The following is a 19,765-nucleotide window of genomic DNA, read 5'->3' as shown; positions in this document are numbered from 1 at the left end:
GAGTTAAACAGCAAGGCCCGCGGCATCCGCCGCGGGCCTTGCTGTTTGGGGCGGGAGCCGCGTCAGTGGGCCTCGTCCCAGTTCGCTCCACTCCCGGCCTCGACGATCAACGGCACATCGAGCTCGGCGGCGGCCTGCATGCGCGCCTTCACCTGCTCGATAAACTCCTCTACCTGCGCCTCGGCCACCTCGAACACCAGCTCGTCGTGGACCTGCATCACCATCCAGGCATCCATCTCCCCCTCCTGCAGCCAGGCGGCCACCTCGATCATGGCGCGCTTGATGATATCCGCGGCCGTGCCCTGCATGGGAGCATTGATGGCGGTACGCTCGGCGCCCTGACGGCGGGCACGATTCTGGGAGCGGATCTCGGGCAGATGGAGGCGCCGACCGAACACCGTCTCGACGAAGCCATCCTCGGCGGCCTGGGCGCGGATGCGCTCCATATAGTTCGCCACCCCGGGGTAGCGGTCGAAGTAGCGGTCGATATAGACCTTGGCCTGGCTCTGTTCGGTATGCAGCTGCCGTGACAGCCCCCAGGCGCTCATGCCGTATATCAGTCCGAAGTTGATCGCCTTGGCGCTGCGCCGCTGGTCTGCCGTTACCTTGTCGAGGGCCACGCCGAACACCTCGGCGGCGGTGGCGGCATGGATGTCACGCCCCTCGGCAAAGGCCGCCAGCAGTCCCTTGTCTCCCGAGAGATGGGCCATGATGCGCAGCTCGATCTGGGAGTAATCGGCGGCGACAATGCGATAGCCGGGCCGGGCGATAAAGGCCTGGCGGATCTTTCGGCCCTCCTCGTTCCGGATCGGGATGTTCTGCAGGTTAGGGTCGCTCGAGGAGAGTCGCCCGGTGGCGGTGACCGCCTGGTGATAGCTGGTATGCAGGCGTCCGGTGGTCTTGTTGACCAGGCGCGGCAGCTTGTCGGTGTAGGTGGACTTCAGCTTGGCCAGGCCGCGATGCTCCATGATCACCTTGGGCAACGGATAATCCAGGGCCAGCTCCTCGAGCACCGCCTCGGCGGTGGATGGCGCCCCCTTGGGAGTCTTCTTGAGCACCGGGATCTTCTGCTCCTCGAAGAGGATCTGGCCCAGCTGCTTGGGAGAGCCGAGGTTGAACTCGCGGCCGGCCAGCTCATGGGCACGGGCCTCCAGCTCGTTGATTCTCGCCTCGAGTTCCCGGCTCTGAGCGTGCAGGCGCTGCGGATCCAGGGCCACGCCGGTCAGCTCCATCTGCGACAGCACCGGGATCAGCGGCAGCTCGACCGTCTCGAGCACCTGGCGCAGACGCCCCTGCTGCTCGAGCCGTGGGCGCAGCTCGTGGTGCAGGCGCAGGGTGATATCGACATCCTCACAGGCATAGGGCGCCGCCTGCTCCAGGGCGACCTGGTTGAAGGTGAGCTGCTTGGCCCCCTTGCCGGCGATCTCCTCGAAGGGAGTGGTCTTCTCGCCCAGGTACTTGAGCGCCAGGGAGTCCATATCATGACGGGTGGCGGTGGAGTCGAGCACATAGGACTCGAGCATGGTGTCCTCGAGCGGCCCGACCACCCGAATGCCATAACCGGCCAGCACCGAGATGTCGTACTTGAGGTTCTGCCCTATCTTGGTTCTGCCGTCGTCTTCCAGCAGCGGCTTGAGGGCGGCAAGCACGGCGTCACGATCGAGCTGCCCGGGGGCGTCTAGGTAGTCGTGGGCCAGGGGAATATAGGCGGCCTCCCCCGCCTCCAGCGCCAGCCCGATGCCGACGATCTGTGCCTCCATGTAGTTCAGGCTGGTGGTCTCCAGGTCGAAGCAGAAGGCCTCGGCGCTCTGCAGCCGCTCGAGCCAGGCGTCCAGCTCGGCCTGCTCGACAATGACATGGTCCTCGCGTGGTGCGCCGCCGGCGGTGTCCTCCTCGGCGACCTCCGGGGTCGTGGTGCCACCGACGACGTCGTCGACACCCTCGTCCCGACCCTCCAGCAGCTCGGACAGCCAGGCCTTGAACTCGAAACGGCGATAGAGCTCGAGCAGCGTCTCGCGGTCCGGGTGCGCGAGCTCCAGGTCATCGAGCCCCACCGGCAGTTCGCAGTCGGTCTTGATGGTCGCCAGCTGATAGGAGAGGAAGGCCTTGTCGCGGTGCTCCTCGAGCTTCTTTGGCAGGGTCTTGGCGCCACGAAAACCAAGCGCCTTGACCGCTTCCAGATCGGCATAGATGGTATCGAGCCCGCCCTGCATGCCTTGCAGCAGCCCCAGCGCCGTCTTCTCGCCCACCCCGGGGACTCCGGGAATGTTGTCCACCTTGTCTCCCATCAGGGCCAGGAAGTCGATGATCAGCTCCGGAGGCAGGCCGAACTTCTCCTTGACGCCTTCGACGTCCAGGGTCTCGTCCTTCATGGTGTTGACCAGGGTGATATGGGCATTGACCAGCTGGGCCATGTCCTTGTCACCGGTGGAGATCACCGCATCGCGACCCGCCTCGGTGGCCTGGCGGGCCAGGGTGCCGATGACATCATCGGCCTCGACCCCCTCGATGCACAGCAGCGGCAGGCCCAGCGCCCTCACGCAGTCGTGCAGCGGCTGTACCTGATCGCGGAGCTCATCCGGCATCGGCGGCCGCTGTGCCTTGTACTCCTCATACAGCTCATCGCGAAAGGTCTTGCCCGGGGCATCGAAGACCACCGCCATGGGGCTGTTCGGGTAGTCCTTGATCAGCCGCTTGAGCATGTTGAGCACGCCCTTGATCGCCCCGGTGGGCAAGCCTTCTGAGGTGGTCAGCGGCGGCAGGGCGTGGAAGGCGCGGTACAGGTAGGAGGAACCGTCGACGAGAACGATGGGACTATCGGCCATGGAGGCATCCATTGAAGCTGAGCGGTGAGTGATTCTGATCAACCATGATACGCGTAGCGCGGCCGTTTTGCCGCGACCGGTGGGCGCGAAGGCGACGACCCCTTACACTGGGAACACACACCATCTCACCGCCCCGGCGGACTGGAGATCATCATGAACACACTTCCCTCGCTTACCGCCGCGCTGCTGGCCATGGGCCTGTCGCTTGCCGCTGCCGTGCCGGCTCTGGCCCAGCCCAATGACGAGCTGGCGCCGGATATCACCATCCGTCAGGAAGAGGAGCGCATCATCCGCGAGTACCGGGTCAATGGGGAGCTCTACGCCATCGAGATCCGCCCCTCCAGCGGCCCCTCCTACTACCTGGTCGACCGCGACGGCGACGGCAACTTCGAGCGCCAGCGAGGCGATCGCATCGCCGTGCCCGAATGGGTTCTGCAGACCTTCTGAATGATGAAAGCCGCTATCGCCGGTAAAGCGAGAGGCGCCGGGGAGAAGCCTCGAGCGGTTCAATCTCCTGACGGCTCGGCGAAGCGTGCATCACACTCGCAAGTCGCTACAATAGGCGGCTTGGCATACCCGGGTAAGAGACACATGGCCGTATTCACACCGCTGACCGAGTCCCAGGTCGAGGCCTTCCTGAGCCGCTTCGACGCCGGCTCACTGGTCTCCCTGGAGGGCGTTCCCGCTGGTACCGAGAACAGTACCTTCTTCGTCACTACCGACCAGCGAGAGCTGGTGCTGACCCTGTTCGAGCAGGGTGAGCACGAGGAACTGCCGTTTTTTGTCGAGCTGCTCGACTACCTCGACGAGCATCGCCTGCCGGTGCCCGGCCCCCTGCACGACCGCGAGGGCGTGGCCCTGCATAGCCTGGCCGGCAAGCCGGCACTGCTGTTCCCGAGGCTGCCCGGCAAGCACCCGCTCGAACCGAATCTGGCCCAGTGCCATGAGCTGGGCAGCGTGCTGGGACGCCTGCACGCCATCTCGCAGCACTTCACCGGCCATCGCCCCAATCCACGCGATCTCCACTGGCTGGTGGCCCTGCACCACAAGGTGCATGGCTATCTCTCTGCGGCCGACCAGACGCTGATGAAGGATGAGGTGGAGACCTATGAAGATGTCTTCAGCAGCGTTACCGAGCTACCCCAGGGGGCCTTGCACGGCGACCTGTTCCGCGACAATACCCTGTTCGATGGCGATCGCCTGGGTGGCATCATCGACTTCTACAACGGCTGCACCGGTGACCTGCTGTTCGACCTGGCCATCGTCATCAATGACTGGGCCTGCGACGCGGACGGCAGCCTGAACGCCGAGCGCCATGACGCCATCCTCGCCGCCTATCAGGCACACCGACCGCTGACGGCGGCCGAGCGCGATGTCTGGCCGATGATGCTGCGCATGACCGCGCTGCGCTACTGGCTCTCGCGCCTGCTGGTGGTCTATGTTGACCCGCCGGCCCACGATCTGACGCCTCACGACCCCGAACGTTTCCGCACCATCCTCAAGGCCCGCATCGAGCAGCCTGCCCTGCCCCTTCCGGAGGCAAGCCGATGAGTCTCCCCATGGCCAGCGCCAGCGGCCCCGCCCGGCGCGCTCGGCGCGTCTGGAACATCGACCAGTGGGGCAGCGGCTACTTCGATGTGGATGATGCCGGCCATGCCCTGGTGCGTCCCCTGGGCAGCGAGACCGAGGGCCCGACCCTGCCGCTGAACGACCTGGTGAGCGAGCTCAAGGCCGCCGGTCTGCGCCTGCCGGTGCTGGTACGCTTTATCGACATCCTCCACGACCGGGTCGAGCAGCTCTGCCATGCCTTCGATACCGCCATGCAGGAGGAGTCTTTCGGCGGCGGCTATACGGCGGTCTACCCGATCAAGGTCAACCAGCAGCGCCGGGTGGTGGAAGAGATCCTCGCCACCCCCGAACGCGGCCGCGACCGGGTAGGACTCGAGGCCGGCAGCAAGCCGGAACTGCTCGCCGTGCTGGCGCTCTCCGGCGACGGCCACTCGCTGATCGTCTGCAACGGCTACAAGGACCGCGAGTATGTGCGCCTGGCGCTGATGGGCGAGAAGCTCGGCCATCGCGTCTACCTGGTGGTGGAGAAGCTCTCGGAACTGCCGCTGATCCTCGAGGAAGCCTCGGCACTCGGCGTCACGCCGCGCATCGGGCTACGCGCCAGGCTGGCCTCCGTGGGCCGCGGGCGCTGGCAGAATACCGGTGGCGAGAAGTCCAAGTTCGGCCTCACCGCCAGCCAGATTCTCGAGGTGGTGGAGCGGCTGCGCGAGGCCGACGCCCTGGCGAGCCTGCAGCTGGTGCACTTCCACCTGGGCTCGCAGATCGCCAATATCCGTGACATCCAGCGCGGCCTGCGCGAGTGTGCGCGCTTCTACCAGAGCCTGGTGGAGCTGGGCGCTCCAGTGGACACGGTGGATGTGGGCGGCGGCCTGGGCGTCGACTACGAAGGCACCCGCTCGCGCAGCTTCTGCTCGGCCAACTACTCGATGCTCGAGTACGCCCGTAATGTGGTCTATGCCTTCCGCCTGGCCTGCCAGGAGAATGATCTGCCCCAGCCCCACCTGATCAGCGAATCGGGGCGCGCGCTGACCGCCCACCACGCCGTCCTCATCACCAACGTGATCGGCGAGGAGCGGGTCAGCGATGCCTCACCCGAGCGCCGGGTCGAAGGCGACTCCCAGGTCGACGAGCTGTGGCGGGTCCACGACCTGCTCGGCGCTTCCCCCGACCAGCGCGGCCTGGTCGAGGCCTGGCATGACCTTGCCCAGGCCATGGGCGACCTGCATGAACGCTTCGTCATGGGGCTGACCAATATCACCGCCCGGGCCGAGGGTGAGGCGGTCTACTTCGCGGCCTGCGCCCGGCTGCGCGCACGCCTGGACACGCGCAATCGCGTGCACCGCGAGATCGGTGATGAACTGGCCGAGAAGCTCGCCGACAAGCTGTTCGTCAACTTCTCGCTGTTCCAGTCGGTGCCCGATGTCTGGGGCATCCAGCAGATCTTCCCGGTGATGCCGCTCACCGGACTCGATCAGGAGCCGGTACGCCGCGGGGTCATCCAGGACATTACCTGCGACAGCGACGGCCGCATCGACGGGTACGTGGATGGCCAGGGTGTGGAGACCACCCTGCCGCTGCCGGAGTGGCAGGAGGATGACGAGCGGCTGCTGGGCTTCTTCATGGTAGGCGCCTACCAGGAGATCCTCGGCGACCTGCACAATCTGTTCGGCGACACCGACTCCGTGGATGCCACCCTCAACGAGGATGGCAGCTGGAGCCTGAGCCATATCCAGCAGGGCGATCGAGTGGCCGACGTGCTGAGCTACGTCAACTTCGACGCCGAGGTGCTGCGCCGCCATCTGGCCGAACAGCTCGCCGCCAGCGGCCTGGAAGAGGCCGAGCAGCAGCGCTTCCTCGACGATCTGTCCGAGGGGCTCTCCGGCTACACCTACCTGGAGTAGCTCGCTCCCTTCCATAGACAGAACCAGAGACAGAAACAGCGCCCTGCCGTTTGTATTCACGGCGGGCGCTTTTCTCTACGCTCGCACAACTGATGGCGTGCCCCTACTCCACCCGAGTGGTGACCTCCAGGCCGCCGGTAAGGGTGAAGCGCAGCTCGGCACCGCTGACCAGCGGGCCTACCCCGGCCGGCGTGCCCGTCAGCACCACATCGCCCGGCTGCAGGGTGAAGTGACGGCTCATCTCGGCCAGCAGGGTCGGCACCGGGAAGAGCATATCGGCCCCTTCGCCCTGCTGACGAAGCTCACCATCGATCTCCAGAGTAAAGGAGAGCGCGCTCCAGTTGGGCACCTGAGAAAGCGGCAGAAAGGATGACAACGGGCAGGCGCCGTCGAAGGCCTTGGCGATCTCCCAGGGGTGTCCCTTCTCCTTGAGCCGTGACTGGACATCGCGCAGGGTCAGGTCGAGGGCCAGCCCGATACCCACCACGGCGCGCTCCGCCTCCCCGGCAGTCACGTGGCTGAGCTCCTCACCGATCAGCAGTGCCAGCTCCGTCTCGTAATGGACCTCAGCGTGTGGGAGAGGCGCCGCGATGGGCGACTCCAGCGGCACGGCACTGGTGGCCGGCTTGATGAACAGCAGCGGCTCACTGGGCACCGGGTTGTCGAGCTCCCGGGCATGCTCGGCGTAGTTGCGACCGACGCAGACGATCTTGCCGAGCCGCTCGGCATAGGCCTGGCCATCGGTAAAGTGGGGCACAAAACGCATGGCGCTTCTTCTCCTTCTCTGGGTGTGCCGCGAGCGCGACAGGCGCACAGTTTAGCGCAGACGGCGGCACACACCACACCGGAGCCGGTAGCGCGGCAGTACTATCGCAGATGGCAGCACCGCTCAAGGCTGTTCCGGCGCCTTTCACTATCACCCTTCCGGTGACCACACCTCGTCGGGCTCATGGGCCAGAAAGCCCGGCCGCCGTCCGGGTGCCGCAAAAGGCGCCACACAACGGTTGTCGCGGCGGTTGTAGACGAAGAAGGCGTTGCTGCGCGGGTCTGGCGACATATTGGCATTGGAGCCGTGCAGCACGTTGCAGTCGAACAGCAGCAGGCCGCCGGCGGCACCGGTGGGCGCCTCGATACCGTGATGCTCGACCAGCCGGGAGAGCGCCTCGCGGCTCGGCACCCCAAGCTCCTGCTGTTTCAGCGACTGCTGGTGGTTGGCGGCCGGCGTCTCCCCGAGACAGGGAATGAACACCCGGTGGGAGCCGGGAATCAGCATCAGCGGGCCATTGAAGTGGTGGTTGTCGGTCAACACGATGGAGGCGCTGACCGCATGCATGGCCGGCATGCCATCCTCGGCGTGCCAGGTTTCGAAATCCGAATGCCAATTGAAGCCCTTGCCCTCGAAGCCCGGCTTGTAGTTGATGCGCGACTGGTGCACATAGGGCTCGCCGCCGATGATCTGGCGGGCACGCCCCACCAGCCGCTCATCCTGGGCCAGTCGGGCGAAGCGTTCGGACAGGAAGTGCATCGCGAACAGCGAGCGAATCTCCTTGCCGGAGGGCTCGGTGATGCTGAAATCGCGATTGCGGTAGTTGGGGTTCTCCAGCAGCACCGCCAGCTCGCGACACAGCTCCTCGAGCTCCTCGCCGGCGATGAAATTGGGCTCGAACAGAAACCCCTTGCGGTCGAACTCGTCGAGCTGCTGCCGGCTCAGGGGACCATCCTCGGCACTGCCCTTCACCACCGCTTCACGGCGGTTCAACCAGGGCATGTCTAAGGGCTCGGCAAGACGCGTGGGATAGGGGTCATCCCCCGGGCGTGGCGCGCTCCTTACGCGGCTCTGGGGGTCCGGTGAATCAACGACATGATGCGGGTTGGTACTCTCCTGAAGCATGCGCTCGGATGTCTTGACTGACATTCAATCACCTCCTGTGAATCCGTGATCAATTTCAGCAAAACGCGCTGCCACGGCGAAACCGCCATGGCCGACCTCGGGAAGAGGCCGTATGGGACCACGTTGGGATGGCCTCGAAGACTTTCAAGGCCTGCTGGGTGTGGGCGTCAACGAGGTGCTCTCACCAGATGCCTAGCTACGATGGGCGGTCTGCCGGGCTCTCGCTCGGTCACGCTGGTCCTTGAACGCGACCGCGAGGGCGCCGAACATGACCAGCCCGATCAAGCCAAATCCAATGGATACGGCGATCGACCAGGAGGTCATGCCAAGTGTCATGAAAACCGCCGCCGTGATCACGGCGATGCCGATCGAGGTGCCGATACGCTGGCCGGTCTGCATGATGGCACCGGAACTTCCCGCATATTGCAGGGGGACTTCCACCAGCGTCAGCGTCTGGTTCGGACTGATCACGGAGCCCTGCGCCACCCCGATCAGCGATAACGACAGCACCAACCACCACACGCTGAGATAGCCACCTTGATGCAGCAGGATGACGGCGATACTCGCCGCAAGACCGGCGATGGCAAAAAACAGCCCGCCAATGACCACCTTGCGGCCGTACCTCATCACCCGGCGACCGGCCCAGCGTGCCGCATAGGCGGAAATGAACGCCGACGGCACACCGACCAGACCGGCCTCGAGTGCAGACTTGCCGAGGCCTTGTTGAAGATACAGCGCCACCAGCACCCAGATGCTGGTCATGCCCGTGAAATAGAGCGTCATGATGAGCGCGCCGTTGGTGAAGCTGTGAGTGGAAAAGATATTCAGATCCACCATGGGACTGCGCCCCAGGCGGGCATAGTAGCGCTCCCATCGCACCCATGCCGCGACAAGCATGAGCCCCAGCGGCAGCAGCAGCCAGGTAAGCGCCGAAGAGCGCGCCTCCATAAATGGAAACAGCACGGCGAAGACGGCGAGCCCCAGCAACAGGGAGCCAACGGGGTCCAGCTTGCGGGCCATATACAGGCTGGTACGCAGGGCACGCTGCGAGGCGTTTCCCGTCCTCCCCGGGACGCGATTGAACAGTGGCTTTGGAAACCAGGCAAAGGCCATGATGATGGTGGCAATACCGATAGGCACGTTGATCAGAAACGTCAGCCGCCAGCCCAGGTCAGCGCCGCCAAGCATGATCAGCAGGCCTCCAAGCACGGGGCCGATGCCTACCGATACTCCCACTGCACTGCCGAAATAGCCGAATGCCTTGGCACGCTCGGCGCCACGGAAGTACTGCTGAATCATGCCCACCCCCTGGGGATTCAGCAGCCCTGAGCCGACGCCCTGAACAAAGCGGGCGACGTTGAGCCAGGTGGCATCCGAGGCCAGCCCCGCGGCAATGGACGCCGCCGTGAATACCGCAACGCCGATGATGAAGATGCCGCCACGGCCCATGATGTCGCCGGCGCGGCCGGCCGGCACCAGTACCACGCCGAAGGTCAGCGCATAGCCCGAGAGCACCCACTGCAGGTCGGATTGAGTGGCTTCCAGCCCCTGCTGGATGGAAGGCAGTACGACGTTGACGATGCTGACACTGATCAGTGACATGGCGATCGCGGCCAACAGCACCACCAGAATACGCCAACGCACCGAATCGGGAATGGCCTCGGCGCCTGCCTGAGCTGAATTCATCTGACTCTGCACTGATCACAGCCTCCGTCCCTTGATTATCTGTGATGGCGCTCCAGCCACAATGACACCGTAGCACAGCCGGGGGACTACCCCTTGAAGGGTCGGCTTTCAGCCCTGCCTGCGCTCTGCCGTCACACTGGGGGCCTCGCCGAACCGGCGACGATAGGCCCGCGTAAAGTGCGCCGGCTGGGTAAAGCCGGTCGCCAGCGCCGCCTCCGTCACCAGGCACTGGCTATCGGTGAGCAGCTGGCGGGCGCGATCCAGACGCATGCCCAGATAACTCTGCTGTGGCGTTTCGCCGAAATGGTGCCGGAACAGGCGTCCAAGCTGCCGCTGGGACTGCCCCACCAGCCGACAGAGCTCGGGGATCGACAGCGCCTTGCCGAGATTGGCCTCCATAACGGCCAGGGCGCGGACCACTCCACGCGGCAGCTCACCGTAGCGCAGCTGTGGTTTCTCCCCCTCCCCACGGGGTCTCTGGTGGATCAGCTGAAGTCCGACAGCATCCGCCAGCGCCGGCCCATAGGCCTGCTCGATCCAGGTCAGCATCATGTCGATACCGGCGGCCCCCCCGGACCCGGTGAGACGCGTGTCATCCATTTCATAGCTGCCCGGACTGACCTCGAGGTCGGGAAACTCTCGGCGGAAGGCCGCAACACTCTCCCAGTGCAGTGCCACCCGATGCCCGGTGAGCACTCCCGCCCGGGCCAGGATAAAGGGGGCCGTGTCCAACCCGCCCAGCCACCCGCCATGGGCCGCAATGCGCCGCAATATGGCGCGGTCCTGGAAGCTGACGGTCGCTTCTGCATCGTACGATGACACCACCATCAGCCTCGCCGCATCATCCAGAGTGGCGATGGCGCCATCCACGTCGATACGCACGCCATTGCTCGCCACAACCGCCTCGCCATCCGACGAGAGCAGCCGCCAGGCGAAGAGGTCGCGGCCAAAGCGATTGGCCACCCGAAGCGGTTCCAGTAGACAGAACAGAGTCAGCATGGAGAAGCGCGGCACCAACCATACATTTAGCGTGTGCTCGGCCTGCTCGGGGGTCAGCAAGGGAGGGGAGTCGGGGCGCGGGTAGGGCCACAGCCCTTCGGCAGCATCTAACATGGCCAATATAGTCAACTTTATGGCCAATCTAATCAAGTCGCATGCCGCGGAGGGGCTTAGGGTAGAGAGCGACCTCTAGCACAGCCCGTGGAGATACCGCCATGACTCACGTCACGCCTCTTGCCAATCGCCGCCATCTGGCGATCGAGCACGACGGACACCAGCGCCAGTTCGCCGCCCTCTGGCTGCGCGAACGCAGCCCCGACGCCGACACCCTGGACCCGCGTACCGGTCAACGCCTGATCGAGGCGGCGGAGCTGCCGTTATCGCTGACGATCGATTCCGCAGAGGTAACCGATAATCGGCTTCAGCTGTGCTTCAGCGATGGTCATCGCACCGCCTTCGATCTCGACACGCTGTTCAGGAATATGCCCAGCGATCCTCCCAGAAGGCTGTGGGATGCCGCCGGCGCCCCGCTTCCCCAGGCCGACTTTGACGCGGCCCGCGAGGATGACACGGTCCTTCTGGAGATGCTGGAAGCCCTCCACCGGGATGGCTTTGTGGTCGTCTCCGGGGTGCCGGCGCAGGTCGATGGGATGCAGCCCCTGATCGACCGCATCGGCCCGCTGCGCCGTACCAACTGGGGTGGCATCGCCGACGTCAAGTCCGTGGCCAACGCCTATGACCTGACCATGACTCAGCGCGGCCTGGAGCCCCACACGGACAACCCCTATCGTGACCCCATCCCCGGCTATATCTGGCTGCACTGTCTGACCAATGCCGCCGATGGTGGTGACAGCACCCTGGCCGACGGTTTCATGGCGGCTCGCCTGCTGCGCGAGCGCGATCCCGAGGCCTACGCCACACTGACCCGGGTCACGCCCGGCTTCCGTTATCACGATGCCGACACTGACCTGGAGAGCGAGGGGCCGTTGATCGAGCTGGACAGCCACGGCACTCCGGTGCGGGTACGCTACTCCAACCGCACCGAGCAGGTGCCTGCACTTCCCCCCGAGGAACTCGAGGCCTATTACGCCGCACGCCAGGCCTTCTACCGGCTGATCACCGGCGAGGAGCTGACCCTGCACCTCAAGCTCGACCCCGGCCAGATGTTGATCATGGACAACTACCGCCTGCTTCATGGGCGTAGCGCCTTTCAGCTCGCCGGCGGCGTACGTCATATGCGCCAGGGGTATGTGGACCGGGACAGTACCGCCAGCCGACGCCGCACCCTGCGAGAGCATCTCGCCACTTCACAGGTCAAGGGAGAGCCCGCATGAAACAAGCTCGCTTTCGAAACTTCGGTGAGGCCCAGCGCGACGAATGGGCCCTGATCGACGCCCGTTATCGCGACTATATCGACGATGCCCCGCGCCGGGTGCTGGCCCATCTGCACAACCTGGCGGGCGACCACCACGGTTACCCAGTGGATCGCTACGAACACTGCCTGCAGACCGCAACGCGTGCACTGCGCGACGGTGCCGATGAGGAGATGGTGGTCTGCGCCCTGCTCCACGACATCGGTGACGATCTGGCACCGGCCAACCATGCCGAGGTCGCGGCGGCCATCCTCGAGCCCTTTATCGATCCGCTCAATGCGTGGATGATCCGTCACCACGAACTCTTTCAGGGCTATCACTACCGGCACTTCTTCGGGCAGGACCGTCACGCGCGAGAGCAGTACCGCGATCACCCGGCCTATGAGAGAACCGTGCGTTTCTGTGACGAGTGGGATCAGGCCAGCTTCGATCCCGACTACGACAGCCTTCCCCTCGAGCACTTCATCCCGATGGTGGAGAGGGTGCTCGGCCGAGTCCCCCGCGGGGGGCTTCCCGAGCCACTGCCCGAGGAGTCACTGTCCGAGGAGACGCCGTAATGAGCCAGACCTGTGCTCAGCAGCTCTTGAGCCTTCTCGAGGCGCACGGTGTCGACACCGCCTTCGGCATTCCCGGGGTACACACCGTCGAGCTATACCGTGCGCTGGGCCAAGGCCGGATTCAGCATGTCACCCCGCGCCATGAGCAGGGAGCCGGTTTCATGGCCGACGGCTATGCCCGAGCCAGCGGCAAGCCGGCGGCCTGCTTCATCATCACCGGCCCGGGCATGACCAATATCGCCACCGCCATGGGCCAGGCCCTGGCCGATTCGGTGCCGATGCTGGTGATCTCAAGCGTCAATCAGCGCCACACCCTGGGTCGCGGCCAGGGGCGGTTGCACGAGATGCCTCACCAGAGTCAGACCCTGGCCGGCGTCAGCCTCTTCAGCCACACCCTCCTCGACCCGGCTGCACTGCCAGAGGTCCTGGACCGCGCCTTCGCGATCTTCGCCTCCGCACGGCCAGGCCCGGTGCATATCGAGATTCCGCTGGATGTGATGACCGCCCCGGCGCCGAAGGCAACTGCTGGTCCGGCACAGACCTTTCCACCGGCACCGGCCCCTGCCGCGCTGGAGATGGCTGCCAAGTGGCTGGCTACCGCGCAGCGTCCGCTGCTGCTTCTCGGGGGCGGCACCGCCGCCTCGCCGAAAGCCGCCCGTCGACTGGTCGAGCACCTCGATGCCCCGGCCCTTACCACCATCAACGCCAAGGGTGTGCTGGGCCTCGACCACCCCCTCGATCTGGGGGCTACCGCGAGCCTGCCCGCCGCGCGCCGACTGGCCTCCCAGGCCGATGTGGTCGTGGCGATCGGTACCGAGCTGGGCGAAACCGATTACGACATGTACACCGACGAGGGCTTCCGGCTCGATGGCCGCCTGATTCGCATCGATATCGACCCCCAGCAACTGGGCCGTAACCAGACCGCCGATCTGGCCATCCTGGCCGAGGCCGGCCAGGCGATGAACGGACTGCTCGAGCATCTGCCGGCAGCCACCCGCCGCGACGGTGCAGCCCGGGCCGCCGCCGTACGCCACGAGCTGGCACTCGCCGACGACCCGGAACTCGCCCCCTATGTGCCGCTCTATGCCACTCTGCGCGAGGTGCTGCCCGAGGCCATCATGGTCGGCGACTCCACCGGCCCGGTCTATGCCGGCAACTTCCTGGCCTCGCTGCCGGCCCCGCGACGCTGGTTCAATGCTGCCACCGGCTTCGGCACCCTCGGCTACGGCCTGCCCGCCGCCCTGGGGGCCGCCCTGGCCCAGCCGCAACACCCGGTGGTGGCACTGGTCGGCGACGGCGGGCTCCAGTTCGTGCTCGGCGAGCTCGGCACCGCCCGCGACCTCGGTCGCGCCGTGGCCGTGGTGATCTGGAACAATGACGGTTATGACGAAATTCGGCGCTACATGTCGATGAGCGAGGTGCCCCACCTCGGGGTCGACCTGGCAGCCCCGGACTTCAAGGCGCTGGCCACCAGCTACGCGTGCCGTTACCGGGGCGTGGGTGACCCCGCCGCCCTGGGGCAGGCCCTGGCAGAGCTCGATGCGAATGATTCACCCCTGCTGATCGAGGTGGATGCCACGGCCTGGGTCGCCGCCCTGTAACCCGTGACCGCTATCCAATAACACTTGAGGAGACCTGACATGCGTAAGACAACCCTAGCCACCAGCCTGGCTTTCGCCGGCCTGCTGCCTCTCTCGGCCCAGGCGGCGCAGGACGCCAACGAGGAGTTGCGCCTGATCGTGCCACCTTGGCCCGGTGTCACGGTCAAGTCAGAGATCTTCGCCCAGCTCGCCGAACCCCTGGGGTACCGGGTCGAGACCCTGGGAGTGAGCTCCACGGTGGGTTACCAGGTCCTGCAGAGCGGTGAAGCCGACGCCTTCCTGGCCGGCTGGCTGCCCGCCCAGCAGGAGAGCTTTGATGCCGCCATGGAGAACGGTGGCATCGTCGACCTGGGTAACAACGTCAACGGCGCGCGCATGGGCTTCACGGTGCCGGACTATGTCGCCGAAACCGGCCTCACCAGCGCCGAGCAGCTGGCCGACCCGGAGGTCGCCGAGCGCTTCGACTACCGCGTCTACAGCATCGAGAACGGCTCCACGGTCACCGACATGCTCAATGCCGCCATCGACGCCGACATCTACGGGCTGGGTGACTGGGAAGGCAAGCCCTCCTCGACGCCCGGCATGCTCAGCGAGGTGAAGGGCGCCGTACAGGAGGAGCGCTGGATCATCTTCTACGGCTGGACGCCCCACTGGATGGTACCGGAGTACAACACCGTGATTCTCGACGACCCCGAGGGAGTCTACGGCGACGACAACGGCAGCAGCGACGTCAAGACCATCGTCTCCAAGGCCTACGCGGAGGCCAACCCCAACATGCTCAGACTGCTCGATCAATTCGTGCTCTCGGCCGATGAACAGAGCGAATTCATTCGCGCCTACAGCCTGGAAAACGGCGACCTCGAAGAGGTGGCTCACGACTGGCTGGTCAACCACCCCGAGCGCGTCGCCACCTTCCTGGAGGGCGTGACCACCCGCGACGGCGATAGCGCCCTGAGTGCCGTGGAGCAGAGCCTGTGAGTGGCCACCAAATGGACGAACTCGCCATCCGTCGCGACCTGGCCGCCGCCTACCAGCTGATCGCGCTGGACGGCATGGACGATGGCATCTCCACCCATGTCTCCGCGCGTCTGAGCGACGACCGCTTCCTGCTCAACGCCTTCGGGCTGCGCTTCGAGGAGGTGCGAGAGGACAACCTGGTCACGGTGAGTGGCGATGGCGAGGTGCTCGACGACCCCACCGGGCTGGGCATCAACCCGGCCGGCTTCACCATCCATAGCGCACTCCACGACGCCCGCCCCGAGGTCGTCTGTGTGCTGCATACCCATACCGTCGCCGGCGTCGCCCTGTCATGCCTGGAGGAGGGCCTGCTGCCGCTCAATCAGTGGGCGCTGCAGTTCCACGACCGGCTGGCCTATCACGACTATGAGGGCATCGCCCTGGACCTCGACGAGCGCGAGCGCCTGGCCGCCGACCTCGGTCCCCACCGCGCGATGATCCTGCGCCAGCACGGCCTGCTGACCTGCGGGCGCAGCGTCGGCGAAGCCTTCCTCGTGATGCGTGACCTGGAGCGCAGCTGCCAGGCCCAGCTGGCCGCCCAGGCCACCGGCCGAGCGCTGCGGACGGCCTCACCGGCAATGGCCGAGCACGTCGCCCGCCAGTACGAGGCCTGGGCCGATAGCCCGGCAGGCATCGGTCGCGCCTGGCAGGCCGAGTGTCGGCGCCTGGCCGACCGCACACCAGACCCGCAGACCCTCTAGCCCGACCGACAATAACGAGATCGAGATGCGCTATTCCAAACTGACCGAACGAATCGCCGGCGAAGGCGCCGCAGCCTGGGATATCCACTACCGTGCCCTGGCGCGTCAGGCCAATGGCGACGATATCACCATACTCTCGGTGGGTGACCCGGACTTCGATACTCCGGGTGCGATCGTCGAGAGCGCGGTGACCAGCCTGCGCGGTGGCGCCACTCACTACTCGGATGTGCAAGGCAAGCTGGCACTGCGCCAGGCCATCGCCGACGACTACCGCCGTCAGGGGCTCGAGGTCGGCCCCGACAACCTCATCGTCACGGCCGGTGCCCAGTGCGGCCTCTACGCCGCCGCCCAGTGCCTGCTGGATCCCGGCGACGAGGTGCTGGTCCCCGAGCCCTGCTACGTCACCTACGAGGCGGTGCTGCGAGCCACCGGTGCCGAGATGGTACAGGTACCCATGGATGGCGAGGCGGGCTTCCGTCTCGATCCCGCCGCGCTGGAGGCGGCGATCACCCCACGGACTCGGGCTCTGCTGCTCAACAGCCCCCACAACCCCAGCGGGCAGCTGATCGACGCCGACACCTGGGCCGCCATCGCCGAGCTGTGCCGTCGCCACGACCTGTGGCTGATCTCCGATGAGGTCTACGCCGAGCTGATCTTCGAAGGCGAGCACCTCTGTCCCGCCGGACTGCCCGGCATGGCGGAGCGCAGTGTGGTGATCAGCAGCCTGTCCAAGTCCCACGCCATGACCGGCTGGCGCCTGGGCTGGGTGCTGGGGCCGGAAGCACTGATCCAGCATCTGAGTCATCTGGCCCTGTGCATGCTCTACGGCTGCCCCGACTTCATTCAGGACGCCGCCTGCGATGCCCTGAAGACGCCTCCCCATGAGCTGGCGGAGATGCGCGAGACCTACCGGACTCGCCGCGATGTCGTCTGCGAGGCCCTGGCCGGGTGCCCGGCGGTCACCGCGGTCCGCCCACCGGCGGGCATGTTCATGATGGTGGATATCCGCGCCACCGGCCTCTCCTCTCAGGCATTCGCCGACCGCCTGCTCGATGAAGAGGGCATCTCGGTGCTTTCCGGCGAGGCGTTCGGCCCCTCGGCGGCCGGCTTCGTGCGCCTCGGCCTGACGGTGGACGCCGAGCGTCTCGCCGCTGCCAGCCGACGGCTGGCCTCCTTCGCGGAGCGCGCCCTGCGCGAGCGCGACCCGCATGCCCTGCCACCGACCCCGGCCTCGGAGGCCGATTGCCTATGACATCATCGCTCAATGCCGCTTTCCCTGACCGCACCACCACCGCGCCGGCGGTGGCGGTGGCGGCCCATCAACTGATCAAGCATTTCGGCGAGCTGGAGGTGCTCAAGGGCGTCTCCCTCGAGGTCGCCGAGGGCACCGTCACCTCCATCATCGGCGCCAGTGGCTCAGGCAAGAGCACCCTGCTGCGCTGCATGAACCTGCTCGAGCGCCCCGACCAGGGCGAACTGACCATCGCCGACGAGGCAATTCGCTTCACCCGCAACCCCGAGGGCGATATCACTGGACTCGATCGTCAACAGCTCCAGCGGCTGCGGGCCAAGGTCACCATGGTCTTCCAGCAGTTCAACCTCTGGCCCCACCTGACCGTGCTCGGCAACGTCATCGAGGCCCCCATGCGAGTCAAGGGACTCTCCCGCCGGCGAGCCACCGCGCTAGGTGAACATTATCTCGAGCGGGTCGGCATGGCCGACCGCCGCGATGCCTACCCCGCCTTCCTCTCCGGGGGCCAGCAGCAGCGGGTCGCCATCGCCCGGGCCCTGGCAATGGAGCCGCGCCTGCTGCTGTTCGACGAGCCCACCTCGGCACTGGACCCCGAGCGCGTCAACGAGGTGCTCGGCGTGATCCGCGGCCTCGCCGACGAGGGCCGCACCATGCTGCTGGTCACCCACGAGATGCACTTCGCCCGCGAGGTGTCGGACCAGTTGGTCTACCTCGACCAGGGCCTTATCGCGGCTTCGGGTACGCCGGAAGCCGTATTCGAGGATCCGCGCTGCAGTCAGTTCGTCGCCCCCGCCGCCTGATGGCTTTCCCACAATAACGACAGGAGACCCCCATGAAAGTCTCGATGATGATAGCAACCGCCATGACCGCCTTCGGCCTCGCCCAGGCCACCCAGGCCGCCGACCCGCTCAAGGTCGGCATCTCCGGCGAACCCTATCCGCCCTTCAGCTTCAAGGCCGCCAGCGGCGACTGGAGCGGCTTCGAGGTCGAGCTAGCCCGCGAGATCTGTGACGCCATGGAGCGGCAGTGCGAGATCACACCGACGGGCTGGAGCGGCATCATCCCTTCGCTCAAGGCCGGGCGCATCGACATGATCATGAACTCGATGTCGATCACCGAGAAGCGCCAGCGGGTCATCGACTTCACCCGCCCCTACTACTTCACGCCGGGTGCCTATGTCGCCGCCAGCGACCTTTCGCTGACACCCCCCGATGATCTCGACGGCCTGGTAATGGGCGTGCAGGCTGCCACTACCAACGCCACCTATGCGCGTCGCGCACTGCGCGACAGCGGCGTCGATATTCGCCTCTATGACCAGGCGGAGCAGGTCAACAACGACCTGCTCTCCGGGCGCCTGGATGTGATCCTCGCCGACCAGATCGCCATGGCCCAGTTCCTGACCCGCGACGAGGCCGAGGAGTTCGAAATGAAAGCCACCGCACCTCACCACGCGGCCTACGGCGAGGGCGTCGGCATCGGCCTGCGCCAGGAAGACGACGCCCTGCGCGAGGCACTGAACGCGGCCATTAGCGCGGTGATAGAGGACGGCACCTGCGCCAGCCTCTCCGAGCAGTACCTGGGTACCGACGTCTGCGTCGACGGCTGAAACACCGTTTGTCGCTGTTTACCCTCGGCCTATGAGGCCGAGGGCATCCCGTTTCGTGACCAAGGAAAACCTCGACCATGACTTCGATGACACCGGAGGGGCTGGTCGACTGGGCCGGCCCCATCCTGAGCGGGGCTCTGACCACGGTACAGATCGCCGTGCTGGCCTACGCCATCGGCCTGCTGCTGGGCCTGCTGGGTGCCGGCGCCAAGCTTAGCCCCTGGCCGCCCCTGCGCGCGCTGGCCACCGCCTACTCCACCCTGATTCGGGCGATTCCCGAACTGCTGCTGATCATCCTGCTCTACTACGCCGGGGCTCAGGCACTGGACGGCCTGCTGGCCCGCCTGGGCATGGAGGGCGCCGTTCAGATAACCGGCTTCGCCACCGCCGTCGGCGTGCTGGCCTTCGTTCAGGGCGCCTACATGACCGAAGTGTTCCGCGGTGCCATCCTGGCCATTCCGCGGGGCCAGCTGGAGGCCGCCGATGCCTTCGGCTTCTCGCGCTGGGATCGTTTCCACCGCATCGTGCTGCCCAGCATGCTGCCCAATGCGCTGCCCGGCATGTCCAACCTGTGGCTGATCCTGATCAAGGACACCGCCCTGATCAGCGTGATCGGCTTCAATGAACTGTTCTTCACGATTCAGCAGGCCGCCGCCAGCAGCCGCGCCTACTTCCTCTTCTATGCCGCCGCCGGCGTCATCTATCTATTGATGACGGTAAGCTCCACGGCGCTGTTCTCCCGCCTCGAGCGCCATGTGCGCCGCGGCCAACCCACGGAGGCCTGAGT

17 protein-coding genes are annotated in these 19,765 nt (G+C 65.9%); 12 read left to right on the top strand and 5 right to left on the bottom strand.

Going from position 1 to position 19,765, the window contains the following annotated elements; genetic code table 11:
* Positions 1–62 precede the first annotated feature (62 nt).
* Positions 63–2,825, bottom strand: coding sequence for a DNA polymerase I (gene polA / locus Q0894_RS04960; RefSeq protein WP_299232056.1), 2,763 nt, complete (start codon positions 2,823–2,825; stop codon positions 63–65).
* A gap of 153 nt (positions 2,826–2,978) precedes the next feature.
* Between polA and Q0894_RS04955 the strand changes: the two genes are divergently transcribed.
* The 3 genes from Q0894_RS04955 (at position 2,979) to speA (ending at position 6,295) form a co-directional block, all read left to right on the top strand.
* Positions 2,979–3,272, top strand: a complete 294-nt coding sequence (locus Q0894_RS04955) for a DUF2782 domain-containing protein (RefSeq protein ID WP_299232054.1) — start codon at positions 2,979–2,981, stop codon at positions 3,270–3,272.
* A 144-nt stretch (positions 3,273–3,416) separates the two neighbouring features.
* Positions 3,417–4,376, top strand: a complete 960-nt coding sequence (locus Q0894_RS04950) for a homoserine kinase (protein ID WP_299232053.1) — start codon at positions 3,417–3,419, stop codon at positions 4,374–4,376.
* On the top strand, positions 4,373–6,295 hold the full coding sequence (speA, locus tag Q0894_RS04945) for a biosynthetic arginine decarboxylase (protein ID WP_299232050.1): 1,923 nt from the start codon (positions 4,373–4,375) through the stop codon (positions 6,293–6,295). The genes Q0894_RS04950 and speA overlap by 4 nt, the downstream gene beginning before the upstream one ends.
* Positions 6,296–6,398: 103 nt before the next feature.
* Here the strand turns inward: speA and Q0894_RS04940 are convergent, their stop codons facing one another.
* The 4 genes from Q0894_RS04940 to Q0894_RS04925 form a co-directional block, all read right to left on the bottom strand.
* On the bottom strand, positions 6,399–7,061 hold the full coding sequence (locus Q0894_RS04940; protein WP_299232048.1) for a fumarylacetoacetate hydrolase family protein: 663 nt from the start codon (positions 7,059–7,061) through the stop codon (positions 6,399–6,401).
* 150 nt (positions 7,062–7,211) lie between these two features.
* Positions 7,212–8,210: an ectoine hydroxylase gene (gene thpD / locus Q0894_RS04935; protein WP_299232047.1), complete on the bottom strand. Its 999-nt coding sequence runs from the start codon at positions 8,208–8,210 to the stop codon at positions 7,212–7,214.
* A 168-nt stretch (positions 8,211–8,378) separates the two neighbouring features.
* Positions 8,379–9,872, bottom strand: coding sequence for an MFS transporter (locus tag Q0894_RS04930; protein ID WP_299232045.1), 1,494 nt, complete (start codon positions 9,870–9,872; stop codon positions 8,379–8,381).
* Positions 9,873–9,980: 108 nt separating this feature from the next.
* Entirely contained in the window at positions 9,981–10,985 is a 1,005-nt protein-coding gene (locus Q0894_RS04925; RefSeq protein WP_299232043.1) for a GlxA family transcriptional regulator, read from the bottom strand.
* A gap of 101 nt (positions 10,986–11,086) precedes the next feature.
* On the opposite strand from Q0894_RS04925, the gene Q0894_RS04920 reads away from it, so the two are divergent.
* The 9 genes from Q0894_RS04920 to Q0894_RS04880 all read left to right on the top strand — a co-directional run bounded on the left by Q0894_RS04920 (position 11,087) and on the right by Q0894_RS04880 (position 19,763).
* A complete protein-coding gene (locus Q0894_RS04920) occupies positions 11,087–12,205 on the top strand; it encodes a TauD/TfdA family dioxygenase (protein WP_299232041.1) in 1,119 nt (372 codons plus the stop codon).
* The gene (locus Q0894_RS04915; RefSeq protein WP_299232039.1) at positions 12,202–12,801 is read left to right on the top strand and encodes an HD domain-containing protein; all 600 of its coding nucleotides are present in this window, start codon (positions 12,202–12,204) and stop codon (positions 12,799–12,801) included. The genes Q0894_RS04920 and Q0894_RS04915 overlap by 4 nt, the downstream gene beginning before the upstream one ends.
* Complete coding sequence (locus tag Q0894_RS04910) at positions 12,801–14,402, top strand: 5-guanidino-2-oxopentanoate decarboxylase (protein WP_299232037.1); 1,602 nt, start codon at positions 12,801–12,803, stop codon at positions 14,400–14,402. The genes Q0894_RS04915 and Q0894_RS04910 overlap by 1 nt, the downstream gene beginning before the upstream one ends.
* A 39-nt stretch (positions 14,403–14,441) precedes the next feature.
* Complete coding sequence (locus Q0894_RS04905) at positions 14,442–15,380, top strand: glycine betaine ABC transporter substrate-binding protein (RefSeq protein WP_299232035.1); 939 nt, start codon at positions 14,442–14,444, stop codon at positions 15,378–15,380.
* Positions 15,381–15,391: 11 nt separating this feature from the next.
* Entirely contained in the window at positions 15,392–16,120 is a 729-nt protein-coding gene (locus Q0894_RS04900) for a class II aldolase/adducin family protein (protein ID WP_299232338.1), read from the top strand.
* Between the two features lie 25 nt (positions 16,121–16,145).
* Complete coding sequence (locus tag Q0894_RS04895; RefSeq protein ID WP_132043707.1) at positions 16,146–17,372, top strand: pyridoxal phosphate-dependent aminotransferase; 1,227 nt, start codon at positions 16,146–16,148, stop codon at positions 17,370–17,372.
* Entirely contained in the window at positions 17,369–18,172 is an 804-nt protein-coding gene (locus Q0894_RS04890; RefSeq protein WP_132043705.1) for an amino acid ABC transporter ATP-binding protein, read from the top strand. The genes Q0894_RS04895 and Q0894_RS04890 overlap by 4 nt, the downstream gene beginning before the upstream one ends.
* A gap of 32 nt (positions 18,173–18,204) precedes the next feature.
* Entirely contained in the window at positions 18,205–18,978 is a 774-nt protein-coding gene (locus Q0894_RS04885) for a transporter substrate-binding domain-containing protein (protein ID WP_299232030.1), read from the top strand.
* A 77-nt stretch (positions 18,979–19,055) separates the two neighbouring features.
* Positions 19,056–19,763 (top strand): ABC transporter permease subunit, encoded by a 708-nt coding sequence (locus Q0894_RS04880; protein ID WP_299232028.1) that lies wholly within the window; start codon positions 19,056–19,058, stop codon positions 19,761–19,763.
* Positions 19,764–19,765: the final 2 nt, after the last annotated feature.

Source organism: uncultured Halomonas sp. (assembly GCF_947501415.1).
Classification (GTDB): Bacteria; Pseudomonadota; Gammaproteobacteria; order Pseudomonadales; family Halomonadaceae; genus Halomonas.
This window is presented reverse-complemented; position numbering and strand designations above follow the sequence as displayed.